The sequence below is a fragment of the Fibrobacter sp. genome, assembly GCA_012523595.1.
Classification (GTDB): domain Bacteria; phylum Fibrobacterota; class Chitinivibrionia; order Chitinivibrionales; family Chitinispirillaceae; genus JAAYIG01.
Map to the genome: position 1 here is coordinate 1 of JAAYIG010000247.1, position 19447 is coordinate 19447.

At 45.9% G+C, this 19447-nt stretch carries 19 protein-coding genes and 1 pseudogene; 17 read left to right on the forward strand and 3 right to left on the reverse strand.

Annotation, left to right across the window (positions count from 1 at the left end; genetic code table 11):
* The first annotated feature begins 47 nt into the window (after nt 1-47).
* The 12 genes and pseudogenes from GX089_17090 to GX089_17145 all read left to right on the forward strand — a co-directional run bounded on the left by GX089_17090 (nt 48) and on the right by GX089_17145 (nt 7606).
* Nucleotides 48-533: pseudogene (locus GX089_17090) on the forward strand (hypothetical protein).
* Entirely contained in the window at nt 530-1354 is an 825-nt protein-coding gene (locus GX089_17095) for a glutamate racemase (GenBank protein ID NLP04213.1), read from the forward strand. The pseudogene GX089_17090 and the gene GX089_17095 overlap by 4 nt, the downstream one beginning before the upstream one ends.
* 157 nt (nt 1355-1511) lie before the next feature.
* On the forward strand, nt 1512-2261 hold the full coding sequence (locus tag GX089_17100; GenBank protein ID NLP04214.1) for a YebC/PmpR family DNA-binding transcriptional regulator: 750 nt from the start codon (nt 1512-1514) through the stop codon (nt 2259-2261).
* Entirely contained in the window at nt 2258-2749 is a 492-nt protein-coding gene (ruvC, locus tag GX089_17105; protein NLP04215.1) for a crossover junction endodeoxyribonuclease RuvC, read from the forward strand. The genes GX089_17100 and ruvC overlap by 4 nt, the downstream gene beginning before the upstream one ends.
* Entirely contained in the window at nt 2746-3351 is a 606-nt protein-coding gene (gene ruvA, locus GX089_17110) for a Holliday junction branch migration protein RuvA (GenBank protein NLP04216.1), read from the forward strand. The genes ruvC and ruvA overlap by 4 nt, the downstream gene beginning before the upstream one ends.
* Complete coding sequence (locus GX089_17115) at nt 3321-4208, forward strand: pentapeptide repeat-containing protein (GenBank protein NLP04217.1); 888 nt, start codon at nt 3321-3323, stop codon at nt 4206-4208. Before ruvA ends, GX089_17115 begins: the two co-directional genes overlap by 31 nt.
* On the forward strand, nt 4205-5245 hold the full coding sequence (gene ruvB, locus GX089_17120) for a Holliday junction branch migration DNA helicase RuvB (GenBank protein NLP04218.1): 1041 nt from the start codon (nt 4205-4207) through the stop codon (nt 5243-5245). The genes GX089_17115 and ruvB overlap by 4 nt, the downstream gene beginning before the upstream one ends.
* Before the next feature lie 32 nt (nt 5246-5277).
* Entirely contained in the window at nt 5278-5496 is a 219-nt protein-coding gene (locus tag GX089_17125; GenBank protein NLP04219.1) for a DUF2905 domain-containing protein, read from the forward strand.
* A 4-nt stretch (nt 5497-5500) separates the two neighbouring features.
* Nucleotides 5501-5779, forward strand: coding sequence for an acylphosphatase (locus GX089_17130; GenBank protein NLP04220.1), 279 nt, complete (start codon nt 5501-5503; stop codon nt 5777-5779).
* Between the two features lie 144 nt (nt 5780-5923).
* The gene (locus GX089_17135; protein ID NLP04221.1) at nt 5924-6400 is read left to right on the forward strand and encodes a tryptophan-rich sensory protein; all 477 of its coding nucleotides are present in this window, start codon (nt 5924-5926) and stop codon (nt 6398-6400) included.
* A gap of 22 nt (nt 6401-6422) precedes the next feature.
* On the forward strand, nt 6423-7091 hold the full coding sequence (locus tag GX089_17140) for a BON domain-containing protein (protein NLP04222.1): 669 nt from the start codon (nt 6423-6425) through the stop codon (nt 7089-7091).
* A gap of 68 nt (nt 7092-7159) precedes the next feature.
* Nucleotides 7160-7606, forward strand: coding sequence for a hypothetical protein (locus GX089_17145; GenBank protein NLP04223.1), 447 nt, complete (start codon nt 7160-7162; stop codon nt 7604-7606).
* A gap of 24 nt (nt 7607-7630) precedes the next feature.
* On the opposite strand, the gene GX089_17150 is transcribed toward GX089_17145, so the two are convergent.
* A complete protein-coding gene (locus tag GX089_17150) occupies nt 7631-9526 on the reverse strand; it encodes a diguanylate cyclase (protein ID NLP04224.1) in 1896 nt (631 codons plus the stop codon).
* 188 nt (nt 9527-9714) lie between these two features.
* Entirely contained in the window at nt 9715-11346 is a 1632-nt protein-coding gene (locus tag GX089_17155; GenBank protein NLP04225.1) for a hypothetical protein, read from the reverse strand.
* Nucleotides 11347-11599: 253 nt separating this feature from the next.
* On the opposite strand from GX089_17155, the gene GX089_17160 reads away from it, so the two are divergent.
* A complete protein-coding gene (locus GX089_17160) occupies nt 11600-14491 on the forward strand; it encodes a hypothetical protein (protein ID NLP04226.1) in 2892 nt (963 codons plus the stop codon).
* 4 nt (nt 14492-14495) lie between these two features.
* Here GX089_17160 and GX089_17165 read toward each other — a convergent pair whose 3' ends face one another.
* Nucleotides 14496-15632 carry a hypothetical protein gene (locus GX089_17165; GenBank protein ID NLP04227.1) on the reverse strand — a complete coding sequence of 379 codons (1137 nt, stop codon included), beginning with the start codon at nt 15630-15632 and terminating at the stop codon, nt 14496-14498.
* 179 nt (nt 15633-15811) lie between these two features.
* Between GX089_17165 and GX089_17170 the strand changes: the two genes are divergently transcribed.
* The 4 genes from GX089_17170 to feoB form a co-directional block, all read left to right on the forward strand.
* The gene (locus tag GX089_17170) at nt 15812-16264 is read left to right on the forward strand and encodes a transcriptional repressor (GenBank protein ID NLP04228.1); all 453 of its coding nucleotides are present in this window, start codon (nt 15812-15814) and stop codon (nt 16262-16264) included.
* Nucleotides 16245-16937, forward strand: a complete 693-nt coding sequence (locus GX089_17175) for a hypothetical protein (protein ID NLP04229.1) — start codon at nt 16245-16247, stop codon at nt 16935-16937. Before GX089_17170 ends, GX089_17175 begins: the two co-directional genes overlap by 20 nt.
* 104 nt (nt 16938-17041) lie before the next feature.
* Complete coding sequence (locus GX089_17180) at nt 17042-17266, forward strand: FeoA family protein (protein NLP04230.1); 225 nt, start codon at nt 17042-17044, stop codon at nt 17264-17266.
* 10 nt (nt 17267-17276) lie between these two features.
* A partial coding sequence (feoB, locus tag GX089_17185) for a ferrous iron transport protein B (GenBank protein NLP04231.1) occupies nt 17277-19447 on the forward strand: 2171 nt, incomplete at its 3' end.

The window sequence follows — 19447 nt, forward strand, 5'->3', positions numbered from 1 at the left end:
GACGACGCCGATATATTGATAGATAAATTTAGAGTAATGCCCTTCTTCTTTTTATAAGCATCCACGCAGATGCGGTCCCAGGGACAGATAAGCGGAAAGAGGGTACAAAGGGGTATAAAATCTACTTCCTGTCCCAGGCAAAGAATGAAGAGGACAAGTTAGTAGCCATGCGCGAAAACGCGGTTATCGAGCTGGAGGAGAAGCCCCAGAATTACAGCAGTCTCCAGAATGTATTGATTGACCTGGCCGGAAACGAGTATCTGAGAGAGAGCCAGGATCTCTGCATTCTTCTTGATCAGAAGTTCAGTGCTTCTTTACAGAAAAAGATTACCAAGCTTCACCTGGGAATCGGCCAGGCGAATTTCTGGGTTTTAAACGGTGCCTACATGCCATCTGTGCTGATCGAGACCGGTTTTCTTTCAAATCCCAAAGAAGAGAAACTGCTCGCGGACAAGAATTTTCAGAAATCAATGGCTGAAGCGATTTTTAATGCTGTCACGAGTTTCCAGAGCAAATATGAGGGTAAATTATGAGTGATTCCCGGCCCATTGGGGTATTTGATTCGGGTTTAGGCGGATTGACGGTCGCTAAGGAGATTTTCCGGCTCATGCCTGGCGAGAAAATTATTTACCTTGGAGACACGGCCCGCTGCCCTTATGGCGGACGTTCCGATGACACTATCATCTCCTTTGGATTGCAGGATGCCCGGTATCTGATGGAACAGGATATAAAGATGCTGATTGTGGCCTGCAATACCGTTTCTTCAGTAGCGCTTGAACAGATCACTCTTGAGATAAAGGAGATACCGGTGATCGGGGTAGTGCTTCCAGGAGCCAGGGCTGCTGTGCTGCGCACAGCAGAGAGGAAAGTGGGCGTTATCGGTACATCGGCCACTGTCAGAACGGAATCCTACGCCCGGGCTATCCAGAACATTGATCCCGGGATAAAAGTGTACTGCAAAGCCTGTCCTCTCTTTGTACCGCTTGTGGAAGAGGGTTTGACTGACACTGATATAACACGGCTCACTGCCCAGTATTATCTTTACGAAATGATAGACCTGGGGGTAGACTGCCTCATACTCGGCTGCACCCACTATCCCCTTCTTATGGAGACAATTCAGGGAACAGTTGGGACAAGAATTCAACTGATCGACAGTGCACTGTGGACAGCAAAAGAGGCGCAGGATATCCTGAACGCTCTCCACGCACTCTCAGATGAAAAATCCAACGGACTGGCTTCCAGCCGGTTTATTGTCACAGATATGGCACACAATTTCAGTAACCAGGCATCAGCTTTTCTGGGAAATCAATTGCCTGAAATCGAAAAGATCACCCTGGAGGATTTGACTAAATGAGAATTCTCTGTAAAGTCCTGCCGAAATTCAGGACAACAGTGCTTGTGCGGGACTACGGATTCCTTTTCCACCCTCCGGACTGCTTTTGAATAATACAGCCGGAAATCCGTATATCGTTCATTCAACAAAGTAAATAATTACTAAAGGAGAATACATTATGTCAGGTCATTCCAAATGGGCGACCATTAAAAGATCCAAAGGCAAAGCCGATGCAGCAAGAGGGAAACTGTTCAACCGTCTTATCAGAGAAATCACAATCGCGGCCAGAATCGGTGGCGGGGATGTTACTGCCAATCCGCGTCTCAGGTCTGCTGTCAGCAGTGCCCGTCAGGCAAATATGCCCAACAAAAACATCGAGGCTGCTATTCTCAAAGGAACTGGCCAGCTCGAGGGTGTTTCTTACGAAGAGATTACATTTGAAGGTTACGGACCGGGAGGAATTGCAGTACTTATCGAATGTATGACAGATAACCGTAACAGGACTGTTTCCGAAGTCCGTCATGTACTTACCAAACACGGTGGTAATCTGGGCCAGACCAATTCTGTGTCATGGATGTTCAAGAACAAGGGGCTTATCAGGGTTGCCGGTGATGCAATGGCTGAGGATCAGCTTATGGAGGTAGTACTGGAAGCGGGCGCAGAGGACATAAGCCTCGATGGAGATGAGTATGAGATTGTTACAACTCCTGAGACTTATGAAGCAGTGAAAGAGGCATTGGAAAAAATCAACATTATACCGGCTTCTGCAGAACTGACAAAAATTCCGGAGAATACGGTAAAGGTCGAAGGTGAAAATGTATCCAAAGTACTCAAGCTGATGGATGCACTGGATGATCTCGATGACACCCAGCACGTTTATGCCAACTTCGACATTTCCGATGCGGATATGGAGAAACTTCAGGAATGATTATCTTTGGCATTGACCCTGGGACAGCATTTACCGGATATGGAGTAGTAAAGGCTCAGAATAACTCCGTATCCTGTGTCGATGCCGGGGTGATTGCTACTGATGCCACCCGACCGCTTGCGGAGCGCCTGGAAATCATTTACGATAAACTTTGTGAGAAGATTCAGCTCCATAAACCATCCAGAGTGTGTGTGGAGCAGGCTTTTTACGGAAAGAATGTTCATACCACACTTGTTCTGGGTCATGCCCGGGGAGTAGCTATTCTGGCTGCCAGGAAATATGGCGCAGAGATAATGGAGTATTCCCCAAGGGAGATAAAGAAAGCGGTTACCGGTAACGGAAACGCGACCAAGGAGCAGGTGGCATTCATGGTAAAAATGCTCCTTCCGTCAAGCGGTAACCATGAGCGCAGCGACACTTACGATGCTCTGGCTGTCGCTCTGTGCGATTTCAACAGGGCTGGAACGATACCGGGAGTCATTAAATGATAGATTTCATCCGTGGCACGCTTGTAAATAAAGAAATTGCCTATGTGTCGGTAGAGGCTCATGGAGTGGGTTATGGGGTCAGTATTCCACTTTCCACTTATGAAAAGCTCCCTCTTCCAGGTGAAGAAGTGTTTCTTCATATCCATTATTATGTCAGGGAGGATGCGCACAAACTCTACGGGTTCTTTACAAAAGAGGAACGGGAACTGTTCCGCCAGCTCATAGGTGTCACAAAAATCGGTCCTAAAGTCGCTTTGAGTATCCTCTCCGGCATTTCAGTTGCTGATCTGATTGCCAGTGTCAATTCCGCTGATCCATCCCGGCTTGAAAAGATCCCCGGAGTGGGGGCTAAAACGGCTTCACGGCTGATGATGGAGCTCAGAGGGAAAGTCGGTGCTGCACCTTTTGCAGGCTTGTCAAAGGGCACACTGCCTGTCGGTGCGAAGGCTTCAGGGGGAAAACGTGAGGAAGTTTTTGCAGCCATGGTTTCCTTAGGATATAATGAAAAGCAGGTAGAGAGGGCGCTTTCCAGAGTTGGAGAGACACTCGAAGATGATGCCGATGCCGAAGAATGGATACGAAATGCTTTGCAGGTGATATGAAAAGAAGCGAACTGATAAGGAAAATCCAGGCAGGTTTCCCACTGAACAATATGGATTTGTCGGGTTACGATTTCTCCCATGCGAATCTTTCAGGTGCCGATTTTCAGGGAAGCAATCTCTCCGGGGCTGATTTCAGCTACTGTAACTTAAGCGGAGCCAAATTCCAGAAAGCCAACCTCAGCGGTGCTAATTTTCAGCATGCTGTCATTGCCGGTGTCACCATGGTTGTTGCCAAAATCGCCGGAATTCCCCTGGGAAATGTGAATCACACCTATTTCCGGACAGCGATTCTGATGGGAGCTGATTTCTCATTTGCGAAAATAGAGAAAGCCGATCTTGTAGACAGCGATCTTTCGAACTGTATCTTTGAGGGAGCTTTTCTGCGTGACTGTGAAATGGGTAGATCTATTCTTTCCAAATCGAATTTCTCCAACAGTGAAATCCAGAACTGTGATTTTTCGCGATGCTCAGGGAAAAAGATTTCTGCCTCCAAATGCAGTTTTTTAACCTGTGCATTTCCCACCTCCGACTTCACCGGAGCTGATTTTCTGAACTGTGAATTCAATAACTGTCTTTTCACAGAAACTATCATCACCGAATCGAAGCTCAGGCATGTGCGCTTCACCGACTGTGATTTTTCACTCTGTTATGGACAGAGCACTGAAATGCTCTGCAATATATACAGAAGAGTTACATTCGACAGAGCCATGCTCAGTGGGTCCCACTGGGAGGATTGCTCGTTTACTAATACAACTTTTATACAGGCATTCATGGCTGATGCAATAGTCAAAGGTACCTGCTGCAGCGATAATTTTTCCGGGGCTACCGGCAATTTACACACAGGTGATGAGAAATGAAATCCGGTGCTGATGAAAGGATCATATCTGGAGCTTCCAGGGACTCTGATGAGGAGAAGATGGATGCGGCGCTGCGCCCGGAGCGGTTCAGCGATTTTGTAGGCCAGGACTCCATCAAGGAAAACCTCTCTATCTTTGTGGAAGCCGCAAAACACAGAAGCGAAGCTCTGGATCATGTTCTCTTCTGCGGTCCTCCGGGTCTGGGAAAAACTACCCTTTCCAGAATTCTGGCTAGTGAACTGGGTGTCGGCATTCATACTACATCAGGACCAGTCCTGGAAAAGAAAGGCGACCTGGCCGGAAATCTTACAAATCTGGCAGAGAAAGATATTCTTTTCATCGATGAAATCCACCGTCTGAACCGGGTGGTTGAGGAAACCCTTTATCCGGCAATGGAGGATTTTGTTTTTGATATCATGATCGGTGAGGGGCCCTCTGCACGTTCTATCAGGCTCAACCTCAAGCCATTCACCCTTGTTGGTGCTACTACCAGAGCCGGAATGCTCACTTCACCGATGCATGCCCGGTTCGGTTATGTTTGCAGGCTCAGCTATTATGAACCTCAGCAGTTGCAGGCGATTATATTAAGGTCTGCGGGAATTCTTGGAATTCAGTGTGAGAAAAATGCTGCTCTCGAGCTGGGGAAAAGAGCCCGGGGGACACCCAGAATAGCTAACCGGCTGCTAAGACGCTGCAGGGATGTTGCGCAGGTAAGGGGCGACGGAATCATTACGGTGTCCATAGTTGATAAGACTCTCTCGATGCTTGGCGTGGATTCATCCGGACTCGATGAGATGGACAGGACGATTCTTATGTCAATAATTGAGCATTACGGAGGAGGACCGGTGGGTATTGGTACTCTGGCCGTAGTTGTGGGTGAGGAGCCTGACACCATTGAGGAAGTTTATGAACCGTTTCTTATCCAATCCGGTTTCCTGAAAAGGACTCCGAGGGGAAGAGAGGTCACTGAGAAATCGTACAGGTATTTTAACCTGAAACCACCCCGGTCGCAATCGCATCAGCAGAATCTGTTTTGAAAAAAATAACCGGGATTTAAGGAGAGAACAGGATGAACTGGGTAGATGTAGGAAGATTTCTGGTAGTTGCCGGGACAATCATTCTTGTCCTTGGTGTGTTTTTTATTATGACCGACAAACTTCCTCTTGGAAAACTCCCCGGAGATATCCAGATAGGAAATGGCCGTTTCAAAGTCTATATCCCCATTGCAACATCAATTCTTATCAGTCTGGTCCTGACACTGGTGATCAATTTCTTCTCCCGAAGGTGACATCATGGAACTGAAACGCTTGTCAATCACGGTGAGCGGAAGGGTTCAGGGTGTGGGTTTCAGGTATTTCACTGAAGATGCTGCTGAGGCGCTTGGCCTGACAGGATGGGTGAGAAATACATGGGGAGGGGATGTTGAGATGGAGGTTCAGGGGACGCCGGATATGCTTGAGCAGTTTATAAGTCGGGTTAAAGAGGGGCCTCCGTTATCTTTTGTAAGAGATTTCCGCTTGAATGAAATTCCTGTTGTAAAGGGCGAAAAAGGCTTTTTGGTGAGATACTGACTTCGTTGTTGCGATTAAGAAAAAGAATCGTTCTTTTTTGTAAAATCTTCATCCCGATCATCTGAATCACAGAAATCACAGTCCAAGACGATTTTCTCCGGCATTCTTTTTGCATCCCCAATGAATCATCAGGAGGGGAGTTTTATGCCTATAGTCAATAAACTCATCAAACTGTCTTCTTTTGTGCTTTTCTGCGAAATAACAGGGCTCGCAGGAGGTTATTTCACTTCAAGGGGGATTCCCGACTGGTATTCAAATTTAAAAAAACCTCCCTTCAATCCACCATCCTGGGTTTTCAGCCCTGTCTGGACCATCCTTTACGCCATGATGGGGATATCGGCATATCTGGTTTATGAGAAAAAGGAGAAGAAAAGGAAGACTGCACTTCTGCTATTCGCTGCTCAATTATTCCTTAATTTCTGGTGGACTATTCTGTTTTTTACTTTTCGTTCACCTTTAGCTGCCTTTATCGAGATTATTGTTCTGTTGCTTACAATAGTGATGACAATAGTGGCTTTCTGGCCAATTTCCAGAAAAGCCGCAATTCTCCTTTTGCCATATTTGCTCTGGGTATGCTTTGCATCAGTGCTCAATTATTCCCTGTGGAAACTTAATAGCTGAACAAAAATGATGAGGGAGGTTTATGCCTGTAGATCATGAGCAGATAAAAATCGATATAGAGAATAATCTCTCGAGGGATTCCCGGATCGGCCAGGCTAAAATAAAGATCAATTTCTCCGATAACACTGTGGTTCTCACCGGTGATGTGCATTCGTACTCTGCAAGGGAAGCGGCTGAGATGGATGTTTGGTCTGTAAAGGGAGTGAGTGCTGTTGAGAATCTGCTAAATGTTGTATTTCCTCCCGGCTACAAATCACCTGCCGACTCAGTGATTAAAGATAATGTAAAAAGGCTTATTTCCTGGGACCCCGATATTTACCTTGAAAGAATAGAGGTCTTTGTGGAGAAGGGGAAAGTGGTGCTTGAGGGTTCAGTAGATAAGTATTGGAAAAAATTCAGAGCAGAACAGTTGGCTCGTGAAAGCGGAGGTGTGACTGCCGTGGTCAACAAACTGGTAGTCGACCTGACCGAAAAAATATCCGATGAAAAGATCGGGCAGGATATAATGAGTCTCATGGGTAGAAATCCCGCTCTGGATGTAAATAAGATCACTGTAGAGATTAAGAACGGAAATGTCGTGCTCTATGGATCGGTCCCCAGCAGACAGGGGTTCGATGTTGCTGAAGATCTGGCCAGGTACACTCCAGGAGTGCTCTCAGTAGAAAACAAACTATCAATCGTCCCCTCTTAAAGTATTGCTCTTGAAAAGTCTCTGCCTAAATGCGATTTTCCTTAGTTGAAAAACTCAAGGATAATCGCATGAATTTTAAATTGATGTGCCTTTTTGCTCTGCTTCTATCCCTGTTCTCCCTGTTAACAGCACAGGAAAAAGATACTCTTACCTCTCCTCTCTGTGCTCACCCGGAACAGATATTCACAAAACAAAGTGGCACGTATAGAATTAATTACTGGATGGGTGAGACTATGCTCAATATGAAAACAACCAAAGGTTTTCTTTACAACAACGGTGCCAGCCGTCCGGTTTTACAAAAATACACGGCACTCAAAGTGACAGGCTACTCCCTGCTTTGTGTGGGTGCGGGACTGATTATAACAAACATTGCACTTGACAATCGCGGCTTTCATCCTGTCGGGCTTGCCGGATATGCATCCATTGCCTGTGGCTTCACCGCAAGTTTTTCAGCTAATGGCAAGTTTCGACTCGCAGTTTATGAGTACAATAAGAACGTCTGTGGGAAGAAATAAGCGCATATCTCTGCAACAATAAACTCAGATGTCTGAGATGAAATTCTCTGGGTTGCTCGTTGCAGCGGGTTTTTGCAGCACCTTGCGTTTTCTCAGAGTTGTGCTCCTCTTTAATCTCTTTGCCGCGACCGCTGCTGTAGAATTTCGCATGGATGGGGTCCACACCGATACCCTGTTGCGCCCATCCTGTTTTGATTTGTAAAGAGCCTGATCTGCTCTTTCGATCAGAGAAACTGCTGTTTCAGAGCTGCCACAGAATGATGCAATCCCGACACTGATAGTAACCGAGTGATGCTGCCTGTTATAGGATATTACATTTTTTGCAACTGCCTTGCGGAGCCTTTCTGCTACATCTCTGGCAATATGCACCGGTGTTTCAGGAAGAAGGACAACGAATTCCTCTCCGCCGTATCTTGCGGCAATATCGATATTCCTGAATAATTTGCGGCAGAGATTGGAAATCGATATCAGCACCTGGTCACCGAAGGCATGACCGAAGGTGTCGTTTACCTCTTTAAAGCGGTCGATGTCAAACATCAGGACTGTGAGAGGATGTTTATAACGCTTCGCACGGTTAAGTTCGTGCCCGGCTGCTTCGAAAAAATGACGGTGGTTGAAAAGGCCGGTAAGTGAATCCGTTTCCGCTCTCCTTCGTGCGATTTCAAGGAGTCTTGTGTTTCTGATTGTAATTGCTGCCTGCTGTGCAAACATGGTGAACAGATTGAGATCTGCCCATGTAAACTCATGAGAGGGATTTGATTCCACTATCATCAGAACTCCCACCAGGTTGCTTCCTGCAATTAAGGGAGCCGCCATCAAGCTCTGACAGGTACTTTCCAAATCAAAAGAAAACCGGTTTGTATTGTTGCCATGAAGTATCATTGGCTCCCGGCTTTTGGCAACAGATCCTATCACCCCGTAACCCAACGGTATTCTGATTCCCTTGCGGTTACACCTGTTGTGGACTGCGACTATTACAATCTCATTTCTCTTGCGGTCATATAATCCAAGCTCACTTCCTTCAGCATTGAGAAGAGAGACAGCACGAACCAGAATAGATTCCAAAAGTCTCCCGGTCTTATGTTCAGCCAGCATGTCGGTGAGATTTGCCCTCAGTGCATCAAGCTCGGCTGCACGGGCCTCGGCTCTTTTGCGTGCCTCACTTTCAGCCTCTTTGATTCTGTTAAGATGTCCGAACAGGATATTGTATGGATGCACAAATCCGGTAGTGATAATTGCTCTGTAAAGCAGATACCATCCTGTAATACGCAGGAAATGACTTGATAAAATAAATATACTGCTGCTTGACAGAAAGGCCACCAGTAATCCCGATATCAGATTCAACAGGGTAGACCATGCGAGAAGAGGAAAGAGTCTGGTTCCGAGCTTTTTCCTGTAGTTGTAAAGAAGAAAGATCACAGCAAGAAAAGATGCTGTTATGATAAAGTCTCCTGCTTTGCTGGACAAGATGAGAAGTCCTGAATTTTCTCCGAAAATAAACCCCAGAAGGGTCAGACTTAAGGCCAGGTAGATGGCACTGAGAGCACTTATGTGCAGGTTTCTGTCAATAAAAAAGAATGCTGCCAGAAGTGACCCTGCCTCAAGCAGACGGGATGCTGTACAGAACTGAGCGACAAGGTTTTCTGTGCTTCCGGGGAAAAGACCTGTTTCCACAAAGGCCATACAGTGGATCAACTGGAAGAAACCGGTAAACAGGTAGGAAAATCCAATGAATAGAAGAAATTTGCTTTCAAGAAAGGGTCTGGCGTTCCATACAAAAAGGAAAAGCATCCAGGCGATAACCACACCAGCCATCTCCAGTATTGTATGGGTCAGAGGAAAGCTGTATCCTGCGATGAGCCATAAAATTGTAAAGATGGAAGTGAATTGGGCAGTTTTCCAGGCAATCTGTTTTCCCATTGTCCATTCCTTTTAAGGAACGCAGGAATGCCATTGGTTTCTGTAATTGAATTATCTGTTATGCAGATAATTCAATTACAGATAAGAACATCCTTGATTCGGAGAATTACTTAGTAAAGCAGTTTCGCTGTCAGCAGCTTAAACGTTTTACTGCTTCCGGAGGGAATAAAGTGCAAAGAGAATGCCACTCAAGGTGCTCTGAACTGGGGATCAGCGTAGATTCCGTTTATATGTCCCCGGTGCAGCCCTATTCCGTTCCTCGCAAGGAGGTATTTATTTATTGTAAAGAGAGGGATCTCTCTTTTCTGTTCCAGACGGACTCTTTCGTCATTCTGCCCTTCAAACCAGATGGCCGCCAGGCGAAGCTGCTCACTTCTGCTGGTTTTAACCTCTTCAGAAACCCATCCAACAGCGCACTCGTACTCTTTCGATACAAGCACCCTTTCGTACTCAAGCGGATCGGCAGCAATAAGAGAACAGTTTATCTTTACACGGCTTAGACAGGCAAGAATCCTTTCCGCTATGATCTTTGATACAGGATCATCTTTTCTGAATAAGATCCGCTGCTGCTCAGAGCCGGGTATTTCCGGATCGGATTCCTCGGTGAAATCCACAATAACAGAATCGGTTTCGATAGCGGAAATCAGATTCCCTTCTGCTTTGACAAAATTCTGCAACAGGTCGGCTCTATCGACCTGCTTTCTAAGTACACTTGCAAGATTGCTGCTCTTTTTGGAGCAAGCCAGAAAATAACGGTCTGACGGGATTTTAACAACCGAAGCCTTTCCGGAGAGATTGCCTCTTGCGTAATCAAGATCGCTCAATGAGGTCAGCACTACGGCATCGTATTTATTTAGAGAAAACGACAGTATCGGATTGGGATCACCGCCTCTGTGCAAAACAAGCTTATCAAGAAAAGCGGTTCTACCGGGTGTAGAGATGACATTGGGCAGAAGTATCAGATTGTTCTTATCCTCACTGTCTATATAATAGCTCCCGAGCCTCAATTCAGGGCCAAACAGCCTTGACGTAGACAGTCGTCCTATGGCACAGGAGTCTCCCTGAGATAACCGTAATGTCATTGTCCTCTCATCGGTAGCTCCAAAACCTTTTACAACAGCCTCCTTACCCTCGATAAATTCCCGTACACCTTCAACATTGTAGAAAATAGCCTTTCCTTCTGATGGGTGGTTTCTGATAAAGTCAGACCATAGCTCTATGACATCCAGTGCCGAGATAACCTTGTTTTTCCCATTGAGTGTTCTGCCGTTCAGTCGCAGTGTTATCTTGTTTCGTGAGGAGTCGATTATTGTCATAAAACCCTGCGAGTTCTCATTTGCAAAAGGAAACACACTCATGAGCGATGAAAATGAGGGATCTACTCCACTGCGGCTGAGATAAAGACGGGCCACTCCCCCGGTTGCAGGCACGATAGAATCAATGTATTCTGCTGCTGAATCGGGAATTGATGACTGGATCGTCTCCTCAATTATCTCCTCGATAAACCGTGCGCTCTCTTGAGCTATCAAACTGTCTGTTTTTGCTTCTGGCGGCGGAAGTAATCTGATGTATACGATTCTCTGGATTGAATCCCGGGTCACTGCTGTGAAAGGATATTTGCTTAGAAATTCACGAAATGAACGGAGAAACTCCTTTCTCCCCCGATCATCCGGAAATTCGATAGCAAAGGAAACAGTATCTCCATGTGCAGATGTAATTTTTGGTTTCGATGTCTCGGCAGTTTGCTTCACTAAAGCAGGAGGGGGGGAGCAACTGGCCATTATCAGGGCTGCTAAACTAAGCATCCAGATTCGTTTCACAAATTCTCCTTTTCTTCTGGAAAACACACCTGTGGATCATATAAAAATAAGCTCTATCTATTGCTTAGTTCAACTTTGATTGCTGTTTCGGTCCGGGAACTGTAAAACTAATCTACTCTTGCGCATTTTCTTGAAAAGTGAAAGTAAAATAGAGTAGTTTTGTAATTCTATAATATTGAAAAGAACCGTTCACCGGATTAATGCCTCCGCTTCGGGTTCAGCGGGAAACCAGTCGAAGGATAAAGCAACGAACATGGGGAACAGAAGACCGCTTCTAAAAAAGCTTCTGATAATAATGCTGTCGCTTATTGCGCTCGTTCTGGCCGGTACTTACCCGGCATTTCTGTTAGCCAGGCATTTTTTCAACCAGCATTTTCTTCATTGGGGAGAAAAGCTCGTCAATCTGGAAAAGCGGGGATTGCTTTCAAAGGAATTTGGTGCTGGATGGCAGGATGTACTTGCTGATGAGGCAATGAGCGAAGAGGCTGCGCGAATAACCGAGCCTTCGGATAAACAGAAAAATCAGGGTGCCGGATCGCAGGTTCAGATAGTGGATGGGATAGCTCTTGAGGATTATCCTTCATTGTCGATAATCGACAGGCTCAGGGAGGTACGCCAGTACTCAAGTTCCATCGAGATCGTGGACCGTCTCGATCGTCCCGTAGCTGTCATAAAAACTGATCATCTCAGGGCTTCCATAGATGAATTCCCACCGGTGCTCCTTACGGCACTTATTGCAGCAGAGGACAAGAATTTCCGTCAGAACAATTTCGGTTTTGAATTTGACAGCTTTGTGAGGGCGGCGCTGCGTTCTTTTACGGGGGCTGTACTTACATTCAAGAAAACGCCTCCAAAGGGAACATCCACAATCACTCAGCAGGTCGCCAAACTGTTTATTTCCAGGCTTGACGAGAATGGAATGAGGCGGGTGAGCAGGTCTGTGGACCGCAAGGTCCGTGAACTCCGTCTGGCAGTGGCCATGAGGAAGCTCTATTCACCGGATTGTATCCTGGAGGTCTATCTCAACCACTGCGTAACGAGTGATTATGGAATGATCGGTTATAAAGATATCGCAAGAGGCCTCTTCAGGAAGGAACTGAATGAACTCAGTGACGCGGAATGCATCTATCTTGCCAGGATGGTCAAGTGGGGGAGGAATATCAGATCCAAAATTGTCAACCAGTGCAGAATCGATATGCCCAGGATGGGTAAGGCGCTTGGATGGAGCCCTGAGAAGCAGGAACAGGTACTTTCTGAAATCGGTCAATTGACATTTTCAAAGCCGAAAAGAGTTGAGGGTGTTTACGGGCCACTTGTTGACCTGGCAAACGAATTCTGGCTTCTTACGCTGAAGAAAAACGGTTCCAGCAGCGAACAACTCGCTCAGATGGACCTGATCAATCCCAACTCTCTTATACGTAAAAAAGGCAATCTCAAAATACGGCTCACTGTCGATCTTCCTCTTCAGAAAGAACTCGAAAAACTTGTAAATAACCGTGGCTACGGTCCCGACACCACTATAATGGATGAGGTGCGGATTGGAAGCAAAGGGGAGCAGGTAAAACTGTCCTATGTGCCAAAAGATACTCTACGTCATATCAGGGTTTTAACAAAAGCAGAAGATTTTCATGAACCCGGCTCCTCTTTCATTACCGGTCTCGATGTCGGTGACACGGTGATTGTAAATATCAGGTATAAAAAGACAGGCAGGAACGAATACAGAAGAAGTACATTTTACTATCAGAAAAAACCTGTACTGGTTAACGGACAGTATTATGCATACAGCATAATGGACTCCCGTACCGGGAAAATACTGGCATACTACTCGAAAGACCGTCTCGGTTCCCGCCTTACCTGTCTCCTTAAAAACCGAACTCCTAACGGCTCAGCAACTGTAAAACCGATCATGAACGCCATGAACTATGATCTCGGCATTTTCAAACCCTATTCAAAATGGACAGACACAGTGTCGGTTACAGACGATCTTGCCTGGAAAAGGAGTCTGGAATATAAAAAGGGGAAAATGATCGGAGTCACATTCCACAACAGCGCGGTAAAAGGAAGAGGCTACCTGGTTCATAACCATGGCAACATCTTTGAAGGCTGTAAGTATGTTTTTGATCTGCTCGCGTCTTCTAATAATATTCTCGGCGTGGAAACGGTTTACAGGCTGAACCGGAAAATTTTCGAAAACGGGGAGATTGTCCCGGACGCGTTCGGGCTTGTACAGTATTTCTACAGAACCGGCTCTTTCTCAAGAATCAAAGACTCTCTGAAACTCTCCTCTGTAACCGGAGTGAGGGTGTTTAAGGAACTCTCCAGAATCGTAGGCGTCGATATTGATTCCACAATATCTTACGGGAAGCGGGTTCCGCTTTCCGACAGCATGTACTCGGTTGCTTTAGGAACCCTGGAGATGAATCTTTACGAACAGATGCACCTGTTCAATTCTCTTTATAATAACGACCTGATCGAAAGGCCGGCAGACCACCCCTCACTCGTCATCGACCAGATCATCCTTAACGGAAATAATGTACCTATCAGTGATACTGTTCGCAGATTTCATCCTTTCTCAGATGTCAATAATCTGCGTCCCACCTACCTGGGCCTTCATAAACGGCTTGTTTCAAACCCGGCCGATAGACTCGGGAATTACGACATACAATATACCGCGGATCCCCTTGATAGTTTGGATGCAGTCCGGTTCAACCCGGATGTTTATGCAATCGATCAGCCTCTATCCAATTATGCAAAAAGCGGTACTACTGATGATGTGATAAAGCCATTCAATGTGGATGCTGCGAGTAAGCAGCGAACATGCTACGGTTTGTGGAATGCTGTAATCAGAGTTGATCTATCAGACCTGGCCAGTTCCTCGGAACCAGATATCCGCGATTTGACCATCGCATGCATAGGGGAGTGCAATTATAAATATACCGGTGCCCGTGACGGAAAGACGCTGCATAAGTTTCTCACAACAGGTCTCCTTAAAAAGGCGGGCATAAAAGCACCGGGAGGATTCTTCTCCGGTTATGAAAAGTACATTCGAAGTGTCACTCCGGAGTGGGAAAACTGTGGAATGCCGTTGAGTGTGCCATTGAATACTGAGGTTGACAACACCTGGATTGACTCCCACGGTGACTGATCGGTCAATAATCGAAGATCAAAGTGGTCCCGAATGACTGTTCGGAAATATAGAAATCCAGCTTTAAAGGAGCGATGCAGACACCGCCTCCGCCAGTGAAAACATTGATGCTTTTGAATCCGTTGATACCGGTCAGCAGAAACTCCGGAGCTCTGGAATATCCCACCCGTAAATAGAAGTTCTGGCTTATTTTTCCCTGGATTCCGCCACGGAAAATTGTTCTGTTTTTTATTTTCTTATCGAAAAGACCGATAAATTCAAAATCGAGTGGAAAACTGAACCGCAAATTTCCTCCCAGATCGAGGTGATATACTATCCCTACTGCAAGCCCGCGGTATTTCCCCTTTGTCCACGCCCTTGTTTTTTCGGTTTTATCCTGGTAAAAATAGGTGCGTACAAGGGCTGTATCCTCTCCCGCCGGGTCGGTTGTTATCTTGCGATCAGAGAAGGATATATATGGGTTTTCACTGGACCATACATAGCCCAGGAGATTACGCATGGTCAGACCGAAATCGATATTTGGCCACACGTTTTCCTGATAGAAACCGATGTCCAGGAGAAGACGGCGCTCTCTTAAGTACCCCTCACTGTGGTCTGTTGGCGGATAGTTTATAGAATCACCTGACCAGTTTCCTGAACTGTCGCGGAACAGAACTTTCTCTGGAAGATCACCCAGAGGTCGGTCGCCCCATTTCATGCTCTCAAATCTCAGATTGAGGCCAAGATCAACGGGACCCTGGTTTTCTGAATTAGGAGAAATCTGCCCGGATATGTTCAATACGAATTCCTGTTGCCACAATTCACCCTTGTTCATCAGGAGACGATAGAAGAAACCCAATGCTCCTTCCAATGTGGAGTAACTTGCGCCTAAAGGGAGGATATGCTGATTAAAGGTACTGTCACGACCATAGGAGAGAAAAGCAGAGCCGTGATCCTCCTGAACCGACCTGCGATACGAATAAACCAGGGCTGGATTGACCATTCCACCGGAAATATCAAGGGGAAACGCTATCCCTGCATCGCCCAGCCCCTTCATCGCTGAACTTGTGAAACTGCGCTGAGGAAGGTAAAGCCGGTCATATTCTTTGGCTGTAGAGAGAAAGGAGCACAAAATCAGGGTAATAATTGAGAGTCTATTCAAAAAAATGCTTCTCCTGTTCACTTCAAATATATAACAAAGAAATCTTTTTCTCTATTTAAAATCAAGGCTGTCCTTTAATAAAGTGAATAAAGGTCAGACATCTTTTCCTTCATTAAATCAAGAAAACCTTTTAATCAAGCGAATCAAAGTATTATTTTTGAGATTGAGTCTCAATATTTATGAAAGCAGAAGCTGAATCACTGCGCGCTCGTTTCAAGGAGTATCTCTCCCTCAAGGGGCTTTCCTTTACTCCTCAGCGCAGCATTATTCTCGAACACCTGATCCAGGATTCCTCTCATTTCAATGCTGAGGACCTGATAACGGTTTTCCGTAAAAAAAAGATTCCGGTCAGTCGTGCAACAGTGTACAGGACCATCTCTCATCTTGTGGATGCCGGTTTTCTCTTGCCGGTTGCTCTTGAATCATCTCAGGCCTACTATGAGTTTGCTCCTGACTCTGCCCATCACGAACATCTGGTGTGCGAGAAATGCGGCAGGATAATTGAGTTTACTGATCCTATGCTTGAAAACAGAATTGAGTCCATTGCCAGCCTTCACGGCTTCAAGATAAGCCGTCATGCTGTGCAGATATCAGGGATATGCAGGAGATGCTGTGGACGTCAGAAAACATAAACTGATTCTCGATGAGTGCATCGGGTTACTTTCCGTAAACGGGATCGATGTAAGCGATGCCCTGAAGAAGGTGATCATTTATTTCTTTTCAAATGATAATCACATCTCTCTCGATGATGTCTCGGCTTTTGTAAGATCGAACAATCTGAGCATATCAGATGATGTTGTTTCATCTGCATTCAAACTGCTTGTGGAGTATGGCTTTGCAAAAGAGAAAGTCTTCGGTGATAATACTCTCCGTTATGAGCATCTGCATATCGGTGAGCATCATGATCATTTCTATTGTCTAAAATGCAAGCGAATAATTGAATTTTATTCTCCTGTAATTGAGGTTGCACAGATTGAGGAGGCGCGTCGTAAGGGGTTTCACGCATTCTCACATGCGATGCAGATTCATGGCCTGTGCGACCGTTGTTTCGGCAAGGCTTCTCAGTCACCTATCCGCTTGAGCATGGTCCAGAGCGGGGGGAAGTTCCGTGTTGTGGGCCCTGCAGAGAGGAACAGAGGCAGACAGAAATTGAAACGGCGGTTGTGTGACATGGGATTGAGACCGGGAGCAGAGGGGGAGGTCATTGTAAACCGGTACGGTCCTCTTGTGGTGTGTATCGATGGAATGAGAATCGCGATGGGAAGAGAGATGGGGGACAGTGTAGATGTAGTTCTTGTTGATTAGTTACTGTGTTTGAAGTATCTGTATCACATGGATGTATTAACAAATGTTAAAAATCTTTTTCTATAGTTAACTTCAAGTAATCTATTAATCAGGTAAATCAGGGTATGGAACTGGGCAGTTGCAGAGAAGGAGACAGAGTCAGGGTACTGAAAATGAGGGGGAAAGGGATGATCCGGAAGAGATTAATGGAAATGGGAATTCTCAAGGGTGCGGAAATAAGAATTGTAAAATATGCTCCTCTCAAGGATCCCATAGAGATCGAAATAGGAGATTCTCATCTGAGTCTTAGAATCTGTGAAGCAAGGTTTATCGATGTGGAAAGGATATAGGTGAGCTGTTATGCCGCTTTTTTTTCCTTCTGAATTGAGACAGGATCTCAAAAATGAATCCGGGACAGAGATTCACCCGAAAAAGATCATTAAGATAGCGCTTGCTGGAAATCCCAACAGCGGTAAGACCTCGCTGTTCAATGCTATTACCGGTGCGCATCAGCACGTAGGAAACTGGGGAGGGGTAACTGTTGAGATCAAAGAAGGAAGGGTGTCCAGCGGGAGCCGTGAGTATAATATCATCGATCTTCCGGGAACCTATTCTCTGAGTGCCTTCTCGATGGAGGAGAAGGTGGCGAGGGATTTTCTCATTCAGGAATCGCCTGACGTGGTTATTAATGTGGTCGATGCCACCAATCTGGAAAGAAATCTTTATCTTACGGTTCAGTTGCTGGAACTGGGGATAAGGCCTGTTCTTGCTTTCAACATGTGGGATGAGGTAAGGAAAAAGGGTCTGCAGATAGATCTGGAGCTGCTTTCAAAACTGCTTGATCTTCCAATAGTAACCACAGTGGGGAAGAACGGGACAAATTGCAGGAAGCTTCTCAGTGAGGCTGCGAAACTGGTTGACCAGAATGAAACTGTTTACCGGAAAAACAGCAGTGATCTTCCTGCTGAAGTGCTCTCTGCTGTAGATTCAATTTCGACACAGAAGGCTTTACAGAAACTAAAGCAGGCGCCCAGGTGGACAGCTCTTAAACTGCTTGAGAACGACAGCGCTGTAGTCGGGGATGTAAAGAATGTTGATATAGACGGAGCAGTGATGAGGGAGGTTGAGGAATCGTCAAAGCAGATAAAGTCTGTTCTGGGTGAAGACCCTGAGGGGCTTATTGCTGAATCCAGGTACGGTTTTGTTGCAGGGGCATTGAAGGAAACCCTGAAAAGGCCGCCAGAAAACCGTGCAGAGATCTCAGACCAGATTGACAGAGCCCTCACTCATCCGGTCTGGGCTTTTCCGGTTTTTTTCCTTTTCATGTGGTTGCTCTTCCAGCTTACTTTCGTGCTTGGCGATTACCCGAAGAGGCTTATCGAGATGCTGGTGGAATATGCGGGTGTAGCCGTGGCACACCTTCTTCCAGATTCACTGCTGAGAAGTCTTGTCATAGAGGGTATTATCGGGGGAGTCGGTGGTGTGGTCGTATTTCTTCCCAATATTCTCATTCTTTTCTTCGGCATAGCAATCATGGAAGATACCGGTTATATGGCGAGGGCAGCATTTATAACCGATAAGATCATGCACAAGGTCGGGCTTCATGGAAAGAGTTTTATCCCAATGATCATGGGAATGGGTTGCAGTGTACCGGCAATAATGGCTGCGCGCACTCTGGAGTCTGAAAATGACAGACGCAAGACAATTCTTCTGGCACCACTGATCAGTTGCTCCGCCAGACTTCCGGTGTATGTGCTTTTCGCGGGTGTTTTGTTTCCAAAGCATGCCGGTAATGTGATATTTCTTTTCCAGTTTGTTTTCGGGACACTGGCATTTTTTATCATGGCCTATATTTTCAGCAAGACCATTTTCAGAGGAGAAGATCAGCCTTTTGTAATGGAACTCCCTCCTTATCGTTTACCAACCTTTAAAAGTGTCATGATTCATATGTGGCAGAGAGCGGAGCATTTTCTAAAGAAGATGGGTGGAGTGGTACTGGTCTTTTCGATTATTATCTGGGCACTGGGTAAATTTCCCCAGGACAGAGAGCTTCAGAATACTTATGAGCATGAAATCAGTTCTGTAAAGAACTCTCATGAACTCACTGAGGAACAGAAAAACGATCTGATTTCAGATCTGGAGTCCAGTCTTCATACCGAGATGATGAAGAGGTCTTATATAGGCCGTATTGGAAGTGCGATATCACCTGTTTTTCGGCCGCTTGGTTTTGAATGGCGGGAATCTGTCTCGCTTCTGACAGGTTTTGTAGCCAAAGAGGTTGTGGTAAGTTCGATGAGTGTGCTTTACGGGTCAAAGGAAGACGGGGTGGTGGATGATGAGAAGTTTCATTCAGAGATAGCCAGGCATTTTACTCCTCTGAAGGGGTTTGTGTTTATGCTCTTTGTGCTGCTCTACACCCCCTGTGTTGTGGCGCTGATCACTGTTATTCGAGAACTTCATAGTGTTAAATGGTCCATATTCTCTGTAGTCTATCAGCTTGTTCTGGCCTGGGTGGCTGCCTTTGCGGTATA

Excerpts from the sequence above, each read along its gene's own strand:
- GX089_17095 (NLP04213.1), top strand. The coding sequence starts at position 530 with ATGAGTGATTCCCGGCCCATTGGGGTATTTGATTCGGGTTTAGGCGGA.
- GX089_17100 (NLP04214.1), top strand. The coding sequence starts at position 1,512 with ATGTCAGGTCATTCCAAATGGGCGACCATTAAAAGATCCAAAGGCAAA.
- ruvC (NLP04215.1), top strand. The coding sequence starts at position 2,258 with ATGATTATCTTTGGCATTGACCCTGGGACAGCATTTACCGGATATGGA.
- ruvA (NLP04216.1), top strand. The coding sequence starts at position 2,746 with ATGATAGATTTCATCCGTGGCACGCTTGTAAATAAAGAAATTGCCTAT.
- GX089_17115 (NLP04217.1), top strand. The coding sequence starts at position 3,321 with ATGGATACGAAATGCTTTGCAGGTGATATGAAAAGAAGCGAACTGATA.
- ruvB (NLP04218.1), top strand. The coding sequence starts at position 4,205 with ATGAAATCCGGTGCTGATGAAAGGATCATATCTGGAGCTTCCAGGGAC.
- GX089_17125 (NLP04219.1), top strand. The coding sequence starts at position 5,278 with ATGAACTGGGTAGATGTAGGAAGATTTCTGGTAGTTGCCGGGACAATC.
- GX089_17130 (NLP04220.1), top strand. The coding sequence starts at position 5,501 with ATGGAACTGAAACGCTTGTCAATCACGGTGAGCGGAAGGGTTCAGGGT.
- GX089_17135 (NLP04221.1), top strand. The coding sequence starts at position 5,924 with ATGCCTATAGTCAATAAACTCATCAAACTGTCTTCTTTTGTGCTTTTC.
- GX089_17140 (NLP04222.1), top strand. The coding sequence starts at position 6,423 with ATGCCTGTAGATCATGAGCAGATAAAAATCGATATAGAGAATAATCTC.
- GX089_17145 (NLP04223.1), top strand. The coding sequence starts at position 7,160 with ATGAATTTTAAATTGATGTGCCTTTTTGCTCTGCTTCTATCCCTGTTC.
- GX089_17150 (NLP04224.1), bottom strand. The coding sequence starts at position 9,526 with ATGGGAAAACAGATTGCCTGGAAAACTGCCCAATTCACTTCCATCTTT.
- GX089_17160 (NLP04226.1), top strand. The coding sequence starts at position 11,600 with ATGGGGAACAGAAGACCGCTTCTAAAAAAGCTTCTGATAATAATGCTG.
- GX089_17170 (NLP04228.1), top strand. The coding sequence starts at position 15,812 with ATGAAAGCAGAAGCTGAATCACTGCGCGCTCGTTTCAAGGAGTATCTC.
- GX089_17180 (NLP04230.1), top strand. The coding sequence starts at position 17,042 with ATGGAACTGGGCAGTTGCAGAGAAGGAGACAGAGTCAGGGTACTGAAA.